Here is a 14,879-nt window from a genome sequence, read left to right on the forward strand (position 1 = left end):
GGGCGCCCCCCGGCCCGCCCCCCCCCCCCCCCCCCCGGCCTGGGGCCCGCACCCCGCCCCGCCCCGGGGGCGGGACGGGGCGTGTCGCGGACACTCGACGGGGAATGACCGCGCGCAACGTCAGGCGTCGCGCTGGGCCTCCAGGCGCCGCACGCGCGGGATGACCTCCGCCGCGAACCGCTGCAGCTCGGGCAGGTGCGGCGAGAACTGCAGGAGCAGGGTCGAGACGCCGACGTTCGCGAACTCCACGATGCGCTCGGCGACCTGGTCGGGCGTGCCCACGAGGTTGGGGCGCAGGCCCCGGTTCGACACCGAGTACTCCTTGAGGTCGACCTGGGTGTCGAGCTTCGACTTGCTCACGAAGTCCTGGTACGAGCCGTAGGCCGCTCCCCCACGCACGTCGGTGATGCGGTCGATCTCGGCCTGCGCCTCGTCTTCGGTGTCGCGGACCACGGCGTAGGCGGCCATGCCGAACGCCTCGAACGGCGTACCGTCCGCCTCGGCGCGGCGGCGGCGCATGTCGGCTACCTTCGCCGACAGCTCCTCGAGCGTGCCGCCGTGGGTCAGATAGGCGTCGGCGAAGCGCGTGATCGCGGTGCGTCCCGCCTCGCTCTCGCCACCCGCGTACAGGCGCGGACGCACCTGAGGCTTCGGCTCCAGGTACGTGCCCTCGGTGCGGTAGTACTCCCCCTCGTAGGCGAACGGCGTCTCGCTCCACAGCCCTCGCAGCACCTCGACCCACTCGATCGTGCGGGCGTAGCGGTCGTCGTGCGCACTGAACAGGCCGCCGTACTGCTTGGCCTCCTCCGCCCACCACGCCGACACGACGTTGAGGGTGAAGCGCCCGCCGCTGATCTCGTCGATCGTCGCCGCCTGCTTGGCCGTGTGGAACGGGTTGTGGAAGCCCGGGCGCACAGCGGTCATGAGCTCGAGCCGCGACGTGACCGCGGCGAGCCCCGCCGTCACGGCCCACGCGTCGAGCGAGGGCGCCTCGACCCCCTTGATGTCGTTCAGGTTGAGTTCGGGGATCAGCGTCAGGTCGAAACCGCCGTCCTCGGCGACGCGGGCGATCTCGGCGAGGTGCGCGAAAGAGACCGGGGTCTGTTCGTCGTCGACGTTGCGGAGCCATCCGCCGAAGATCGGGGTCCAGTAACCGAAACGAACACGCTGGGGGGAGCTCATCGCTCCATCCTCACCCGGCGTCGCAGACCGCACGTCACCTGGCGACATGCTCCGTCACATGTCGTTGACGCGTCCGCGAGCCGGTGCGACGGTGGCCGGGTTCCGATCCGCGAGGAGGACCCCATGACCGACATCACCCCCACCCACGAGCCGCTGGCGTTCGCCTACTGGGTCCCCAACGTCAGTGGCGGGCTGGTCATCAGCTCCATCGAACAGCGCACCGACTGGGGCTACGACTACAACGTGAAGCTGGCGCAGACAGCCGAGCGCGTCGGCTTCGAGTACGCCCTGAGCCAGGTGCGGTACGCGTCGAGCTACGGGGCCGCGCAGCAGCACGAGTCCACTTCGATCAGCCTGGCGCTGCTGCTGGCCACCGAGAAGCTCAAGGTCATCTCGGCGATCCACCCCGGTATCTGGCATCCGGCCGTGCTCGCGAAGTTCATCAACACGGCGGATCAGTTCTCGCACGGGCGCGCTGCGGTGAACGTCGTCAGCGGATGGTTCAAAGACGAGTACACCGATCTGGGCCTGGAGTGGCTCGAACACGACGAGCGGTACGAGCGTGCGGCGGAGTTCATCCAGATCCTGCGCGGCCTGTGGACGCAGGAGACCTTCTCGTTCCACGGGAAGTACTACGACATCACCGACTTCACGCTGCGCCCGTTCCCGTACGACGTGCCGGGGCGGCCGCATCCCGAGATCTTCCAGGGCGGCAACTCCACGGCGGCGCGATTCAACGGCGGCGCCTTCTCGGATTGGTACTTCTCGAACGGGAAAGACCTCGAGGGCTTCACCGAGCAATACGACGACGTCACCCGCATCGCCGCCGAGCACGGCCGCCGCACGCGCTTCGGCCTCAACGGTTTCGTCATCCAGCGCGACAGCCGCGCCGAGGCGGAGGCGCAGCTGCGCGAGATCATCGCGCACGCCGACGACGCCGCGGTCGACGGCTTCCGCAGGAGCATTCAGGAGGCCGGCGCCGCGACGAAAGACGGCAAGGGCATGTGGGCCGACTCCTCGGTCGACGACCTCGTGCAGTACAACGACGGCTTCCGCACGCAGCTCTTCGGAGACGCCCAGCAGATCGCCGAGCGCATCATCGCCTTCAAGAAGCGGGGGGTCGACCTCTTCCTGCTCGGTTTCCTGCACTTCCAGGAGGAGCTCGAGCGGTTCGGTGAGACCGTGATCCCGATCGTGCGGGAGTTGGAGGCCGAGCTCGAGCGCACGGGCGACCCGATCCCCGCGGCCGTGCGCTGAACGGCCCTGGCCGCTCGCGACGCGATTACCGTGGCGGGGGTGGAATCGAGGCACGGGCCGATTCCGTATCCCTGAACCGGCAGAGAGCGATCGCGGCCCCACGGCCGGGAAGGAGAGCGCACCATGAGCGGCGCACGACTCGGATTCTTCACCCGCCTCCTGGATGCCGGAACCGACGGTGAGCGTTATCGCAAGGCGCTCGCGCAGGTCCGTGCCGCCGAGCGGCTCGGCTTCGCGTCGGTGTGGGTCGCACAGCATCACTTCGACCGCGACGAGGGCGGTCTTCCGTCTCCGTTCCCCTTCCTGGCTGCCGCCGCGGTGCAGACCGAGCGGATCGCGCTGGGGACCGGCATCGTCACCCTCCCCATCGACGACCCGGTGCGGGTGTCGGAAGACGCCGCGGTGGTCGACGCCCTGAGCGGCGGCCGCGTGCAGCTGGGCATCGGCACCGGAGGCACACCCTCCTCGTTCCCGGTGTTCCAGCGATCGTCCGACGAGCGCCGCGTCATACAGGCCGAGCACGTGAGCGTGCTGCGTGACGCGTTCGCGGGGCGCGGCATCCGGGGCACGGACCAGCGCCTCAACCCACCGGCGCCTCACCTGGGCGGCCGCCTGTGGCAGGCGACGTTCTCGGTCGAAGGCGGCCGTCGCGCCGGTGCCGAGGGCGATGGCCTCCTTCTCTCGCGCACCCAGCCGCGCCCGCCCGATCACTCGCTGGCAGACGTGCAGGTGCCGATCATCGAGGCCTACCTCGAGGCGCTGCCGCACGGCGTGGAGCCTCGCATCCTCGCCTCGCGGACCGCGGTGGTGGTGGATGCCGACCGCCTCGACGAGACGTGGAGCGGGGCGGATGCCGGCATCCGGCGTCTGACGCGCACCTTCCTGCGGCACGACGACCGCGGGGATCTGCGCGCGCTCGCGCGCCTCACCGACACGCACCTCGGGACGGTCGACGAGGTGGTGTCGTCGCTGCGGGAGGACGCGACGCTCGAGCGCGCGACCGACGTGGCGTTCCAGGTGCACTCCGTCGACCCGGCGCACGCGGTCACGCTCCGCTCGATCGAGCTGCTCGCGACCAAGGTCGCCCCGCGGCTCGGCCTGCGTACCGGGCCGGAGGCGGCGGCGGAACTGCAGCGTCTGACGGTTCCGACCGCCTGAGGTCGAGCGCGTCCCCCCGGTCCCGGCGGGCGCGTGGCCCGACCAACCGCGTGGACGTCGGCGCCTCCCCTCAAAGGGGGCGCGACGTCGCCGATCGCGCCGTACCTCGTCGTGGCGTGCGCGCTCAGCTCGCTCGCCGTGCTGTCGTTGACGCACGCGCGGTGACCCGCCGTGCGGCATGGACGCCGCGGTCGCCGTGCACCCGGCCGGCCGGTGCGTCACGGCCCGTCACGGCCGTCACGAAAGGAGCCGAATGACCATCGACATCACCGGCCGCCGCGCCCTCGTCACCGGGGGAGCCAGCGGCATCGGCGAAGCCATCGCGCGGACTCTCGCGGCCGCCGGGGCTTTCGTGACCGTGGCCGATCTGAACGCCGAGGGCGCCGAGAGGGTGGCTGCCGAGATCGGCGGTCGACCCTGGGCCGTCGACCTGTCCGACACGACGGCGCTGCGCGACCTCACGCTCGACGTCGACATCGTCGTCAACAACGCCGGCATCCAGCACGTCAGTCCGATCGAGCAGTTCGATCCCGAGCGGTTCTCGTTCATGCTGCGGCTCATGCTCGAGGCGCCGTTCCTGCTCATCCGCGCCGCGCTGCCGGGCATGTACGAGCGGGGCTTCGGCCGGGTGTTGAACGTCTCGAGTGTGCACGGCATCCGGGCGTCGGCGTACAAGTCGGCGTACGTCACCGCCAAGCACGGCCTCGAGGGACTGTCGAAGACCACGGCGCTCGAGGGCGGCCCGCACGGTGTGACCAGCGTGTGCATCGACCCCGGCTACGTGCGCTCGCCGCTGGCCGAGAAGCAGCTCGCCGATCAAGCCCGCGCCCACGGGATCGCCGAGGAGGAGGTGCTCGAGAAGATCCTGCTCAAGGATGCCGCGATCAAGCGCCTCGTCGAGCCGGCCGAGGTCGCCTCTCTCGCGCTCTGGCTGGCCGGTCCCGACGCCTCGATGGTGACCGGCGCGAGCTACACGATGGACGGCGGGTGGTCGGCGCACTGACGCGCCGCCCTCACCGCCCGAACGCGAGGGTGAGCACCCACCACCCGGCGACGGCGAGGACCACCAGCACGGTCGCCACCGGGAATCCCCGTCGCAGCCGACGCCCGGGTGCCGCCACGCCCACGGGTGGCGGGCCGAGCAGGGGAGCGGCCTCGGCGGTGGCGCCGGGGATGCCGGATGCCACGGCCCCCGCCGTCGGCGTCGCGCTCATCCGCTCGTCGCGCCAGCGCGCCCACTGGGCGAGCTTGTCGTCGACCGCGGCCACCGTGGTGAAGAGCCACCGCCAGGTCGCGGGGTCGAGCGTGGAGAGATCACGCCGGGAGTAGAGGAAGAGCCAGTCGTCGACGATCTCGACGTCGAGGGCGGCCGCGTTGTCGATGAAACGCGCCATGACGTCGGGGGTGAAGAGGTACAGCGCGTCGCGCTCGTAGCCCTCGGGGCAGTACAGGGCGAAGTGCTCGTCGAAATCGCCCTCGAGGCTCAGGCGCTGGCCGCGGCCGAACGCGATCGGCAGGTTCGTGCCTCCGAACAGACCGTTGTTGCCCACGGCATCCAGCACGATGTGGGGCAGCGGCGTGTCCAGCCGCACCGCCACGTACCCCCACCGGTGGGTCTGCTTGTTCTTGCCCGAGCCGGTCTCGTACGTGAAATTGCCCACCTCGACGAAGCGGGGGCGCTCGGCGCGGACGAGGTCGTGGGCCGTGCGAGCGCGTCCCAGGCCGAAGATCATGCCCGGGAGGGCGGGATCGGCGAACCCCGGATGCCAGGTCATGCCGTTCGCGCGGGCGAAGCGGTCGAGGCGGTACCGGCGCACGGCGCTCCCGCCGAGGCCGCGGACGAGGGCGATCCCGGAGAGCACGCCGACGATGAGGACCACGAGGAAGGCGAGCACGCGGGGTCCGGGGCGCTCGCCGGAGAAGAGCAGGCTTCCGATCGTCGTGAAGACGAAGGCGCCGATCAGCAGGAAGACGACACCCACGACCCCGAGGGCGATGCCGCTCAGGACTCTCCCCCCGACCGAGCCCTTCCGCCGGAGCTCGGCGCTGAAGGCGCGGGCTTTCGCGCGGTCGACCGGCTCGGTCAGCGGCGCGGTGTCGAGCGCGGTGTTCGTCGTCATGTCGATCGCCTCCTCGCTCGACCGTAGCGGTGACCCGGCGCGCCCCGGGTGCTCGCGTGACCCGATCCGCGACCTTCGACCGCACCGCACCGCACCGCACCGGCCGCTCGCAGGCGGGTGCCGGGGGCGTCGAGTTTCGTAGCGGCGATGGGCGGCGCCCTCAGACGGAGAGCAGGAAGAGCAGGGGACCGACGGTGATCAGCAGCCCGCCGAGTCCGAGCACGCCCAGAACGATCCCCACCACGACCCACGGGTTCGTGCGGCGGAGGCGTCGGCCCGGGGGAGCAACGCCGACCTGCGGTCGCGCGGGCATCGCGCCGGGCTGCGGAACCGGCGCGCTCGCGCCTCCCCCGATCGCGGGCGGGACGGTCGCGGGAGGCAGGGCCGCCGGCATCCGGTCATCCCGCCACCGCGCCCACTGGTCGAGCTTGTCGAGCAAAGCCGAGATCACCGAGAACACCCATCCCCAGCGGGCGGGATCGGTCGTCGACAGCTCTTCGCGCGAGAACAGGAGCATCCAGTCGTCGACGATCTCGACGTCAAGAACCGAGGCGCTGTCGATGAAGCGGGCCATGACGTCGGGGGTGAAGAGGTACAGCGCGTCGCGCTCGTATCCTTCCGGGCAGAACAGGCGGAAGTGCCGGTCGAAGTCGCCTTCGAGGCTGAGGCGTTGCCCGCGACCCCACGAGGCGGGGAGGTTGGAGCCGAACACCCCGTCGTTGGCCGTGGCGTCCAGGACGATGTGGGGGAGCGGCACGTCGAGCCGGATCGCGATGTAGCCCCACCGCACCGTCTGCGTGTTCTTGCCGTTGCTGACCGTGTAGGAGTGATTGCCCATCTCCACGAACCGGGGCTCGCGCCCCCGCAGGACATCGGATGCCACCCGCCCGCCGCCCAGGCCGAAGATCACGCCGGGCAGGGGAGGGTCCACGACGGCCGGGAGGTATTCCAGGCCCACGTCGCGTGCGAAGCGGTCGAGGCGCCAGCGACGCTCCTCCTGCGCGTGTCGACCGCGCCGGCCCACCAGCAGGGCCGCCACCAGGGCTCCCACCCCGAGCACGAGCGGGAAGACGAACAGGATGCCGAGGATCACGGCCCCCTCGCGCAGGAACGACGAGAACGCGGCGAGCAACGCCACCAGGAACAGGCCCACCCCGCCCAGTGCCACGAAGGCGATCACGAAGGCGACGACGGTGGCCGCCGAGTCGCCGGGCAGACGTCCTTCGGCCCGCAGGCGCGCGGTGAAGGCCTTCGCCGCCGCGCGGTCGGTCGGTGCCTGCAGCGCCCGCGCGTCGAACGGTCGGATCCCCGGCATGCGTCCCCCTCGCCCTCGTGGAACGTCCACGCTACCGATCGTGGATTCCCCGCTGCCAGCGGCATCCGTTACACTACGAAGGTTGTCCGGCGACGCCCATGCGCGTGTGAGTCCGTGACGACGTGCACCACACCCTCCTGCTGCCGGGAAATGCCCGTCAGCCGTTCTAGTCCGAAGGAGGTGGGTTAGTGACGCACCAGTACGAACTCATGGTCATCTTCGATCCCGAGGTCGACGAGCGCCAGGTCGCTCCGAAGCTCGACGGATTCCTCAAGGTCATCACGGCCGATGGAGGAACCATCGACAAGGTCGACATCTGGGGCCGCCGTCGTCTCGCCTACGAGATCCGCAAGAAGAACGAGGGCATCTACGCCGTCGTCAACTTCGTCGCGACCAGCGAGGCCACGAACGAGCTCGACCGTCAGCTGAAGCTGAACGAGCAGATCATGCGCACCAAGGTCCTGCGCGCCGAAGAAGCGATCGCCCAGGTCGCCGCCGAGGCCAAGCGCTCCGAGGAGAAGGCCGCTCGCAAGGCCGCCGCTCCCCGCAAGGTCGAGTCCGCCGAGAAGGCTGCGAAGTAACGACGATGGCCGGCGAAACCGTCATCACCGTCGTGGGCAACCTCACGGCCGACCCCGAGCTGCGGTACACGCAGAACGGGCTGCCGGTGGCGAACTTCACCATCGCGTCGACCCCCCGCACGTTCGACCGTCAGGCGAACGAGTGGAAGGACGGCGAGGCGCTCTTCCTGCGCGCCTCGGTGTGGCGCGAATTCGCCGAGCACGTCGCCGGATCGCTGACGAAGGGGTCCCGCGTCATCGCGACCGGGCGCCTGAAGCAGCGCTCCTACCAGGACCGCGAGGGCAACAACCGCACCTCCATCGAACTCGAAGTCGATGAGATCGGGCCCTCGCTCCGCTACGCGACCGCTCAGGTCACCCGTGCCGCCGGTGGCGGCGGGGGTGGCGGAGGCGGCCAGCGCGCGCAGGTGCAGCAGTCGGCTGATGAGCCGTGGTCGACCCCCGGGTCGAACAACGGCGGCAACAGCGGCGGCGGCGCCGACGCGTGGAGCACTCCCGGCTCCTACGGCGACGACACCCCGTTCTGATCTTCGCTGCGCTCTCGAGCGCGACGACCCCTGAAATTCCGGATGCCGACGCCCGGTCCGCGTGACCGGCTCGACCTCCGAACCACACGAAAGAAGGAAGCATGGCTGGAAAGGCCACTGGCGACCGCCGCAAGCCGCGGAAGGGCGCGAAGAACGCAGCCCCCGCGAAGGCGATCCGCGTCGGCGTCATCGACTACAAGGACGTCGCAACCCTCCGCAAGTTCATTTCGGAGCGCGGGAAGATCCGCGCCCGTCGTATCACCGGTGTCTCCGTGCAGGAGCAGCGCCTGATCGCCCGCGCCATCAAGAACGCGCGCGAGATGGCTCTCCTGCCCTACGCCGGCGCCGGCCGCTAAGGAGCACCCGATGGCAAAGCTGATTCTCACGAATGAGGTCACCGGGCTCGGTAGCGCCGGTGACGTTGTCGAGGTCAAGAGCGGGTACGCCCGTAACTACCTCATCCCCCAGGGCTTCGCTGTCTCGTGGACGCGCGGCGGCGAGAAGCAGGTCTCGTCGATCCGTGCCGCTCGCGAGAGCCGCGCGATCCACGACCACGAAGAGGCCGTGGCCCTGAAGAACACGCTCGAGTCGAACACCGTCAAGCTGGCCGTCAAGGCCGGTGCCGAGGGTCGCCTGTTCGGTTCGGTCAAGACCGCCGACGTGGCCGACGCCGTCAAGGCCGCCGGTCTCGGCGACCTCGACAAGCGCAAGATCCAGATCACCTCCTCGATCAAGTCGGTCGGCGAGCACGAGGCGACCGTTCGCCTGCGTGACGACGTCACCGCCGTGATCACCCTCCAGGTGGTCGCCGCGAAGTAATTCGCGACGCACGAGAAGGCCCCGCTCCTGCTTCGGCAGGGCGGGGCCTTTCTCGTTCGGTGAGCGGCATTCCGTCGGGTGTCGGGGATGCCGTGTGCCGAGCGTGCGCGAACCCTCACCCGCGAACCCTCGCCCGCGCGGAGGCGCGTCGCCACGCGCGCGTCGACACCGGATGCCGCCTGGTGGGTCGGCATCCGGTGTCGGACTCCGGTCGGGCTCACGCCCTCGCGGGGGAGGTGCGCGTCAGCTGATCGCGCGGCGGCGACGCAGCAGCGCGCCTCCCAGGATCAGCGCGAGCAGGCCCGCGACTCCGAGCGCGGCGGCCGAGGAGCCATCCGCTCCGGTCACGGCCAGGCTCTGCGATCCAGGCATGGCAACCGCACCTGTCACGGCGACCGCACCCGTCGAGCTGACCGCACCCGTCGAGGCGACGGAGCCGGTCACGCTGACGCCGGCGGGGGAGAGGGTGGTGCCGTTGCCCATGGGGGTGCCGGTGGTGCCGGGCTCGCCGGGGGTTCCGGGCTCGCCGGGTGTTCCGGGCTGACCGGGGGTTCCGGGCTGACCGGGGGTTCCGGGCTGACCGGGCGTGCCGGGCGTTCCGGGGGTGCCGGGCTGACCGGGCGTGCCGGGCGTTCCGGGGGTGCCGGGCTCACCGGGGGTGCCGGGCTGACCGGGCGTTCCGGGCTCGCCGGGTGTGCCGGGCTGACCGGGGGTGCCGGGCGTTCCGGGTGTGCCGGGCTGACCGGGGGTGCCGGGGGTGCCGGGCTCACTGGGCGTTCCGGGCTCGCCCGGCGTTCCGGGGGTGCCATCCGTGTCCGAACCGCCGGTGGAGCTGTCGCCGACCACCGAGACCGCGTTGCCCCCGATGGTGACGGGCAGGGCGATCGGGATGATCGCCTGGTTTCCGCCGAGCGCGCTGTCGGAGCCGTCGGTGCCGATGCCGCCGGTGGTTCCGCCCGTTCCACCGGCGGTGGTGGTGTCCCCGGAGGCGCTGTCGCCCACACCCGACACGGCGTTGCCGCCGATGGTGACGGGCAGGGCGATCGGGATGATCGCCTGGTCGCCGCCGAGCAGGCTCTCACCGCCGTCGGTCACGACGTCATCCGTGGCTGTGCCGGTGCCGGTGCCGCCCGTGGTGGTGGCGTCCTCCGTGGCGCTGTCGCCGATCACCGACACGGCGTTGCCGCCGACGGTGACGGGAACGGTGACCGGAACGATGGCCTGGGTGCCGCCGGCGGTGCTGTCGGAGCCGTCCGTGACGGCGTCTCCCGTGGACCCACCAGCGCTGCCCGTGGTGCCGGTGGAGGCGTCGCCGGTGCTGCTGTCGCCCACGCCCGACACGGCGTTGCCGCCGACGGTGACGGGCAGTTCGATCGGCGCGATCACCTGGGTACCGCCGAGCAGGCTGTCGGAGCCGTCGGTGGTGGCTCCGGCGGGGGAGGTGCCCCCGGTGGAGCCCGTGGTGTCGGCATCCGCGGTGTCGCTGTCGCCGACCACGGAGACGGCGTTGCCGCCGATCGTCACGGGCGCCTGGACCGGGATGCCGGCCTGGTTACCGCTCCCGATGCCGTCGGTCCCGTCGGTGGTGGCGTCGGCCGTGCTCGCGTCGGCGCCCCCGGTGGTCCCGGTGGAGGCGTCGTCGCTGCTGCTGTCGCCGATCACCGACACGGCGTTTCCGCCGACGGTGACGGGCGCCTCGACCGGAGCGGTGACCTGGTTGCCGCCGGCGACGCTGTCGCTGCCGTCGGTGGTGGTGTCGCCGCCCGTCGCCCCGGGCGCGGCTTCCGGCGCGGGGGCCGTGGTGTCGGCGTCGTCGCTCGTGCTGTCGCCGATCACCGACACGGCGTTTCCGCCGACGGTGACGGGCGCCTCGACCGGTGCGATGACCTGGTTGCCGCCGGCGACGCTGTCGCTGCCGTCGGTGGTGGTGTCACCGCCTGTCGCCTCGGCCTCGGGAGCGGGCGCCGCCTCGGGGGCGGGCGTCTCGGTGTCGGCGTCCTCGCTCGTGCTGTCGCCGATCACCGACACGGCGTTGCCGCCGACGGTGACGGGCACGTCGATCGAGACGATGCCCTGGTTGCCCGAGGCGGTACCGTCGCTGCCGTCGGTGGTGGTCACCGGCGCCGGGTCGGGTGCGGGTGCCGCGGTGCCGGCATCCTCGCTGCTGCTGTCGCCGATCACCGAGACGGCGTTGCCGCCGACCGTGACGGGCAGCTCGACCGCTACCGCGGCCTGGTCGCCCGAGAGCAGTCCGTCTGCTCCCGAGGTGTCTGCGGCATGAGCCATGCCGGTTCCGAGAACGGCCAAGCCGCCCCCGATGAGCGCGCCCCAGAGGACGCGCGAGTGGATGTTTCGCATGAGGGTTTCTCCTGTAGATGAATGAGGGTGCGCGTGCGCGCGGGATCGCATGCCGTGCGGGGCACGGCGCGGTCGTCCTCAGTCAGGAGAGACGTCGGTGTCGAAGACAGGGCTCCCGGGCACGTCGTTGGCGACATCGTGCCGGTGAGCGAGCAGAAGCACCGCGGCGCTGACGAACGCGCTCGCGGGAGTGGCGGAAGGCATGCCGGTCGCGGCGGAGCCTCCGGATGCCGAAGACGAAGCGGGGATGCCGGCGGTGTCGCCGAAATCGGGGGAGGGGTCGCCCGCGGGCTGCGACGCGGGCTGGTGCGGCGCCAGGACCGTCACGGGGTCGCTGGCGGCGGCCGTGGTCGCGAAGAGGCGGGCGGTCTCTGTCACGCGCGCGGCGCGCTCCTCGTCGGCGCTGAGCTCCACGGAGGCGAGGGATGCCGGGGCGGCCGACGCCACGAGCGGAGCGGGGGGCGCGGCGGGCTCCGTCGTCACGTCGGGGGAGGGATCCGTCGTGGGAACGACCGTGGGGGCCGGTGTGACTCCGGGCGCGGGCTCGCCGGGGCCGCTCGGCCCGGGGACTTCGCCACCGGCGCCGTCCGTCACGGGAGGGACGATCGGGTCGACCGAGGGGAGCCCACCGACCACCTCCGGGACGACGCCGCCGACCACGCCCGGAACGACGCCCTCGACGATGCCCGGAACCACGGTGTCGACGATGCCCGGAACCACGGTGTCGACGATGCCCGGAACCACGGTGTCGACGACGCCCGGAACGACGCCGTCGAGGTCGCCGCCCACGTTGCCAATGGCCTCGCCGAGCCCGGTCTCGCCGACGACCTCGCCGACGACGGGCAGCGTCTCGACGGTGTCGACGACCGGGTCGACGATCGATCCGACGATCTCGGCGTCGGCGACGGTGTCGATCGCGTCGTCCACCCCGTCGCTCACGTCGCCCACGACGGTGTCGACCGTGTCGAGCGCGCCACCCGCGGCGTCTCCCACGGAGCCGGTCGCGACATCGTCGACGATCTCGGTCGTGCCGTCGACGGTGTCGGCGACCACGGCGTCGACCGTGCTGATCACGCCGCCCGCGACCTCGTCAGTCGTCTCGGTGAGGGTCTCGGTCACCTCGGCGACGGGTTCCGCCATGGGCTGCGGCACGCTCTCGACGACGGGTGCGACGACCTGGTCGACCTTCTCCGCCACGGGGGCCACGACCGACTCGACCGTCTCGGTCACGGTCGCCACCGGGTGCGGAGCGGGCTTGGTGTCGGGCTTGGCGGCCGGCTCCGGGGCGGGTTGGGCCGGCTTGGCCGCGGGCTTCGTGACGGACGCCACGGCCTCGTCGACCTTCTTCGTCACCGGGGTCGCAATGGGTCCGACCGCGTCGCTCGCCTCGTCCACGGTGGAGGAGACGCCTCCGAGCAGGCCCGATCCGCCGTCATCGGCCGACGCCGAGGAGGTCGACAGCACGACCGAGAGAACGATGAAGGCGATGGTGGCGCACACGCCGACGAGGAGCAGCCGCACCATGTGCAGCACCCCCCGAACGTGCGTGGCATCCATCCTTCGGTCCCCCCAGCGGAATCGACTGTGATTCTGGGCCGCCACGGTACGCCTGTCTGCGCGGGTGCGAAAGAGGTCGGGTGAATTTCCGGTGAGCGACCAGCGACCGCGCGGCGTCTGGCGACACGCCGGAGGGCGAACTGATTTGACACCAGGGGAGTCCCGTCGATACGAACACCCCCCGTTCTCCCCAGGGTTGTCCACATGCGTTTGTCAAGTCGAGAAACCTTCAATGCGTACTTCAACCAGCTTCAACGTAGGCTACCTGTGGCGAAATGAATCCCAGATCAGATGCAGTTTCCAGGCACAAAATTGATCTCATCCACCGAGTTCTCCACAGGCGTTGTGCACAGACACGGCGGCGTTTCCCGCAGGCTGTCCACAGAGTTATCCACAGGCCTGTTTGCGTGGGGAGAACCCTGCTCTTAACGTGGGCCCTGCCCCTCGAGCATGTCCGTCGCCACCCGTGCGCTCCGATGTCGGAAGTCGGTGATGTCATGCGTGCGAGGTCGTTCCACGATCCGCTCCCGCGTTTCGACGCGCGCGCGGAACGCGGTTCGTGGGCACCCGAGAACAGAAGGAGAGTCCGTGTCGATCGCTGACATCGCCGAAGAGCGTCTCGCCAAAGCCCCGCGCCCCGAGCGCACCCCGCCGCACGACATCCTGGCCGAGCAGAGCGCCCTGGGCGGCATGCTCCTGTCGAAGGATGCCGTCGCCGACGTGATCGAGACTCTTCGTGGCCCCGACTTCTACGTGCCGAAGCACGAGCTGATCTTCGAGGCGATCCTCACGCTCTACTCGCACGGCGAGCCCACCGACGTCGTCGCCGTGACCGACGAGCTCATCAAGACCGGCGAGCTGCAGCGCGCCGGGGGAGCGGACTACCTCCACACGCTCACCTCGATCGTGCCCACGGCCGCCAACGCCGGCTACTACGCGTCGATCGTGGCCGAGCGCGCCCTGCTGCGCCGCCTGGTCGAGGCCGGAACCCGCATCGTGCAGATGGGCTACGCCGGCGAGGGCGACCCCACCGAGCTCGTCAACAGCGCCCAGGCCGAGATCTACAACGTCTCGGGCGACGACAGCGCTGAGGACTACATCCCCCTGACGATGGCGGTGGATGCCGCGGTCGAAGAGATCGAGGCCGCTCGCGGCCGCGACGGGTCGATGACGGGCATCCCCACCGGCTTCGCCGGCCTCGACCAGCTCACGAACGGTCTGCACCCGGGCCAGATGATCGTCATCGCCGCGCGCCCCGCCATGGGTAAGTCGACGCTCGCGCTCGACTTCGCCCGCGCCGCCGCGGTCAAGGCGAACATGCCGACGATTTTCTTCTCGCTCGAGATGGGGCGCAGCGAGATCGCCATGCGCCTGCTGAGTGCCGAGGGCGCGATCCCGCTGCAGAGCATGCGCAAGGGAACGCTCGACTCCCGCGACTGGACCACCGTCGCCGCCACCCGCGGCCGCATCAACGACGCGCCCCTCTACATCGACGACAGCCCCAACATGACGCTGGTCGAGATCCGCGCCAAGTGCCGACGTCTGAAGCAGCGCGAGGGTCTCAAGATGGTTGTCATCGACTACCTGCAGCTGCTCACCAGCGGTAAGCGCGTGGAGTCGCGTCAGCAGGAGGTCAGCGAGTTCTCGCGCGCGCTGAAGCTGATGGCCAAGGAGCTGCAGGTTCCCGTCATCGCCCTGTCGCAGCTGAACCGTGGCGCCGAGCAGCGCGCCGACAAGAAGCCGGCGCTTTCCGACCTGCGTGAGTCGGGCTCGATCGAGCAGGATGCCGACATGGTGGTGCTGCTGCACCGCGAGGCGGCGTACGAGAAGGACTCGCCGCGTGCCGGTGAGGCGGATCTGATCGTGGCGAAGCACCGTAACGGGCCCACCGACACGATCACGGTGGCGTTCCAGGGGCACTATTCGCGGTTCGCGGATATGGCGCCGGGGATGTAATTACGAGCTCTCGCCAGACGATGGTCCGGTTCGCTCAGCGCAGAGCGAT

Annotated in this window: 13 protein-coding genes; 8 read left to right on the forward strand and 5 right to left on the reverse strand. The window is 70.8% G+C overall.

Going from position 1 to position 14,879, the window contains the following annotated elements; all coding sequences use genetic code 11:
• Nucleotides 1-120: 120 nt before the first annotated feature.
• Nucleotides 121-1,182 carry an LLM class flavin-dependent oxidoreductase gene (locus ACK4LS_RS08160; protein WP_409715854.1) on the reverse strand — a complete coding sequence of 354 codons (1,062 nt, stop codon included), beginning with the start codon at nucleotides 1,180-1,182 and terminating at the stop codon, nucleotides 121-123.
• A 123-nt stretch (nucleotides 1,183-1,305) separates the two neighbouring features.
• Between ACK4LS_RS08160 and sfnG the strand changes: the two genes are divergently transcribed.
• The 3 genes from sfnG (at nucleotide 1,306) to ACK4LS_RS08175 (ending at nucleotide 4,600) form a co-directional block, all read left to right on the forward strand.
• Nucleotides 1,306-2,439, forward strand: coding sequence for a dimethylsulfone monooxygenase SfnG (gene sfnG / locus ACK4LS_RS08165; RefSeq protein WP_409715857.1), 1,134 nt, complete (start codon nucleotides 1,306-1,308; stop codon nucleotides 2,437-2,439).
• Between the two features lie 123 nt (nucleotides 2,440-2,562).
• On the forward strand, nucleotides 2,563-3,597 hold the full coding sequence (locus tag ACK4LS_RS08170) for a putative FMN-dependent luciferase-like monooxygenase (RefSeq protein ID WP_409715860.1): 1,035 nt from the start codon (nucleotides 2,563-2,565) through the stop codon (nucleotides 3,595-3,597).
• 253 nt (nucleotides 3,598-3,850) lie between these two features.
• Nucleotides 3,851-4,600 (forward strand): 3-hydroxybutyrate dehydrogenase, encoded by a 750-nt coding sequence (locus tag ACK4LS_RS08175; RefSeq protein ID WP_409715863.1) that lies wholly within the window; start codon nucleotides 3,851-3,853, stop codon nucleotides 4,598-4,600.
• Between the two features lie 10 nt (nucleotides 4,601-4,610).
• On the opposite strand, the gene ACK4LS_RS08180 is transcribed toward ACK4LS_RS08175, so the two are convergent.
• The gene (locus ACK4LS_RS08180) at nucleotides 4,611-5,717 is read right to left on the reverse strand and encodes a hypothetical protein (protein WP_409715865.1); all 1,107 of its coding nucleotides are present in this window, start codon (nucleotides 5,715-5,717) and stop codon (nucleotides 4,611-4,613) included.
• 160 nt (nucleotides 5,718-5,877) lie between these two features.
• Nucleotides 5,878-7,032 carry a hypothetical protein gene (locus ACK4LS_RS08185; protein WP_409715868.1) on the reverse strand — a complete coding sequence of 385 codons (1,155 nt, stop codon included), beginning with the start codon at nucleotides 7,030-7,032 and terminating at the stop codon, nucleotides 5,878-5,880.
• A gap of 188 nt (nucleotides 7,033-7,220) precedes the next feature.
• Between ACK4LS_RS08185 and rpsF the strand changes: the two genes are divergently transcribed.
• The 4 genes from rpsF to rplI all read left to right on the forward strand — a co-directional run bounded on the left by rpsF (nucleotide 7,221) and on the right by rplI (nucleotide 8,959).
• The gene (gene rpsF, locus ACK4LS_RS08190) at nucleotides 7,221-7,613 is read left to right on the forward strand and encodes a 30S ribosomal protein S6 (protein WP_013584644.1); all 393 of its coding nucleotides are present in this window, start codon (nucleotides 7,221-7,223) and stop codon (nucleotides 7,611-7,613) included.
• 5 nt (nucleotides 7,614-7,618) lie between these two features.
• Complete coding sequence (locus ACK4LS_RS08195) at nucleotides 7,619-8,140, forward strand: single-stranded DNA-binding protein (protein WP_409715871.1); 522 nt, start codon at nucleotides 7,619-7,621, stop codon at nucleotides 8,138-8,140.
• A gap of 101 nt (nucleotides 8,141-8,241) precedes the next feature.
• Complete coding sequence (rpsR, locus tag ACK4LS_RS08200) at nucleotides 8,242-8,496, forward strand: 30S ribosomal protein S18 (protein ID WP_013584646.1); 255 nt, start codon at nucleotides 8,242-8,244, stop codon at nucleotides 8,494-8,496.
• A gap of 10 nt (nucleotides 8,497-8,506) precedes the next feature.
• The gene (gene rplI, locus ACK4LS_RS08205; protein ID WP_409715876.1) at nucleotides 8,507-8,959 is read left to right on the forward strand and encodes a 50S ribosomal protein L9; all 453 of its coding nucleotides are present in this window, start codon (nucleotides 8,507-8,509) and stop codon (nucleotides 8,957-8,959) included.
• Between the two features lie 243 nt (nucleotides 8,960-9,202).
• Here rplI and ACK4LS_RS08210 read toward each other — a convergent pair whose 3' ends face one another.
• Nucleotides 9,203-11,245, reverse strand: a complete 2,043-nt coding sequence (locus ACK4LS_RS08210; protein WP_409715879.1) for a beta strand repeat-containing protein — start codon at nucleotides 11,243-11,245, stop codon at nucleotides 9,203-9,205.
• 150 nt (nucleotides 11,246-11,395) lie between these two features.
• Nucleotides 11,396-12,874, reverse strand: coding sequence for a hypothetical protein (locus ACK4LS_RS08215; protein ID WP_409715882.1), 1,479 nt, complete (start codon nucleotides 12,872-12,874; stop codon nucleotides 11,396-11,398).
• Nucleotides 12,875-13,462: 588 nt separating this feature from the next.
• On the opposite strand from ACK4LS_RS08215, the gene dnaB reads away from it, so the two are divergent.
• A complete protein-coding gene (dnaB, locus tag ACK4LS_RS08220) occupies nucleotides 13,463-14,830 on the forward strand; it encodes a replicative DNA helicase (protein WP_409715885.1) in 1,368 nt (455 codons plus the stop codon).
• Nucleotides 14,831-14,879: the final 49 nt, after the last annotated feature.

The sequence above is a fragment of the Microbacterium sp. genome (assembly GCF_046295495.1).
In the GTDB taxonomy this organism is placed as follows: Bacteria; Actinomycetota; Actinomycetes; order Actinomycetales; family Microbacteriaceae; genus Microbacterium.

Coding starts and splice junctions, on each gene's coding strand:
- ACK4LS_RS08160 (WP_409715854.1), bottom strand. CDS start 1,182: ATGAGCTCCCCCCAGCGTGTTCGTTTCGGTTACTGGACCCCGATCTTC.
- sfnG (WP_409715857.1), top strand. CDS start 1,306: ATGACCGACATCACCCCCACCCACGAGCCGCTGGCGTTCGCCTACTGG.
- ACK4LS_RS08170 (WP_409715860.1), top strand. CDS start 2,563: ATGAGCGGCGCACGACTCGGATTCTTCACCCGCCTCCTGGATGCCGGA.
- ACK4LS_RS08175 (WP_409715863.1), top strand. CDS start 3,851: ATGACCATCGACATCACCGGCCGCCGCGCCCTCGTCACCGGGGGAGCC.
- ACK4LS_RS08180 (WP_409715865.1), bottom strand. CDS start 5,717: ATGACGACGAACACCGCGCTCGACACCGCGCCGCTGACCGAGCCGGTC.
- ACK4LS_RS08185 (WP_409715868.1), bottom strand. CDS start 7,032: ATGCCGGGGATCCGACCGTTCGACGCGCGGGCGCTGCAGGCACCGACC.
- ACK4LS_RS08195 (WP_409715871.1), top strand. CDS start 7,619: ATGGCCGGCGAAACCGTCATCACCGTCGTGGGCAACCTCACGGCCGAC.
- rpsR (WP_013584646.1), top strand. CDS start 8,242: ATGGCTGGAAAGGCCACTGGCGACCGCCGCAAGCCGCGGAAGGGCGCG.
- rplI (WP_409715876.1), top strand. CDS start 8,507: ATGGCAAAGCTGATTCTCACGAATGAGGTCACCGGGCTCGGTAGCGCC.
- ACK4LS_RS08210 (WP_409715879.1), bottom strand. CDS start 11,245: ATGGCTCATGCCGCAGACACCTCGGGAGCAGACGGACTGCTCTCGGGC.
- ACK4LS_RS08215 (WP_409715882.1), bottom strand. CDS start 12,874: ATGGATGCCACGCACGTTCGGGGGGTGCTGCACATGGTGCGGCTGCTC.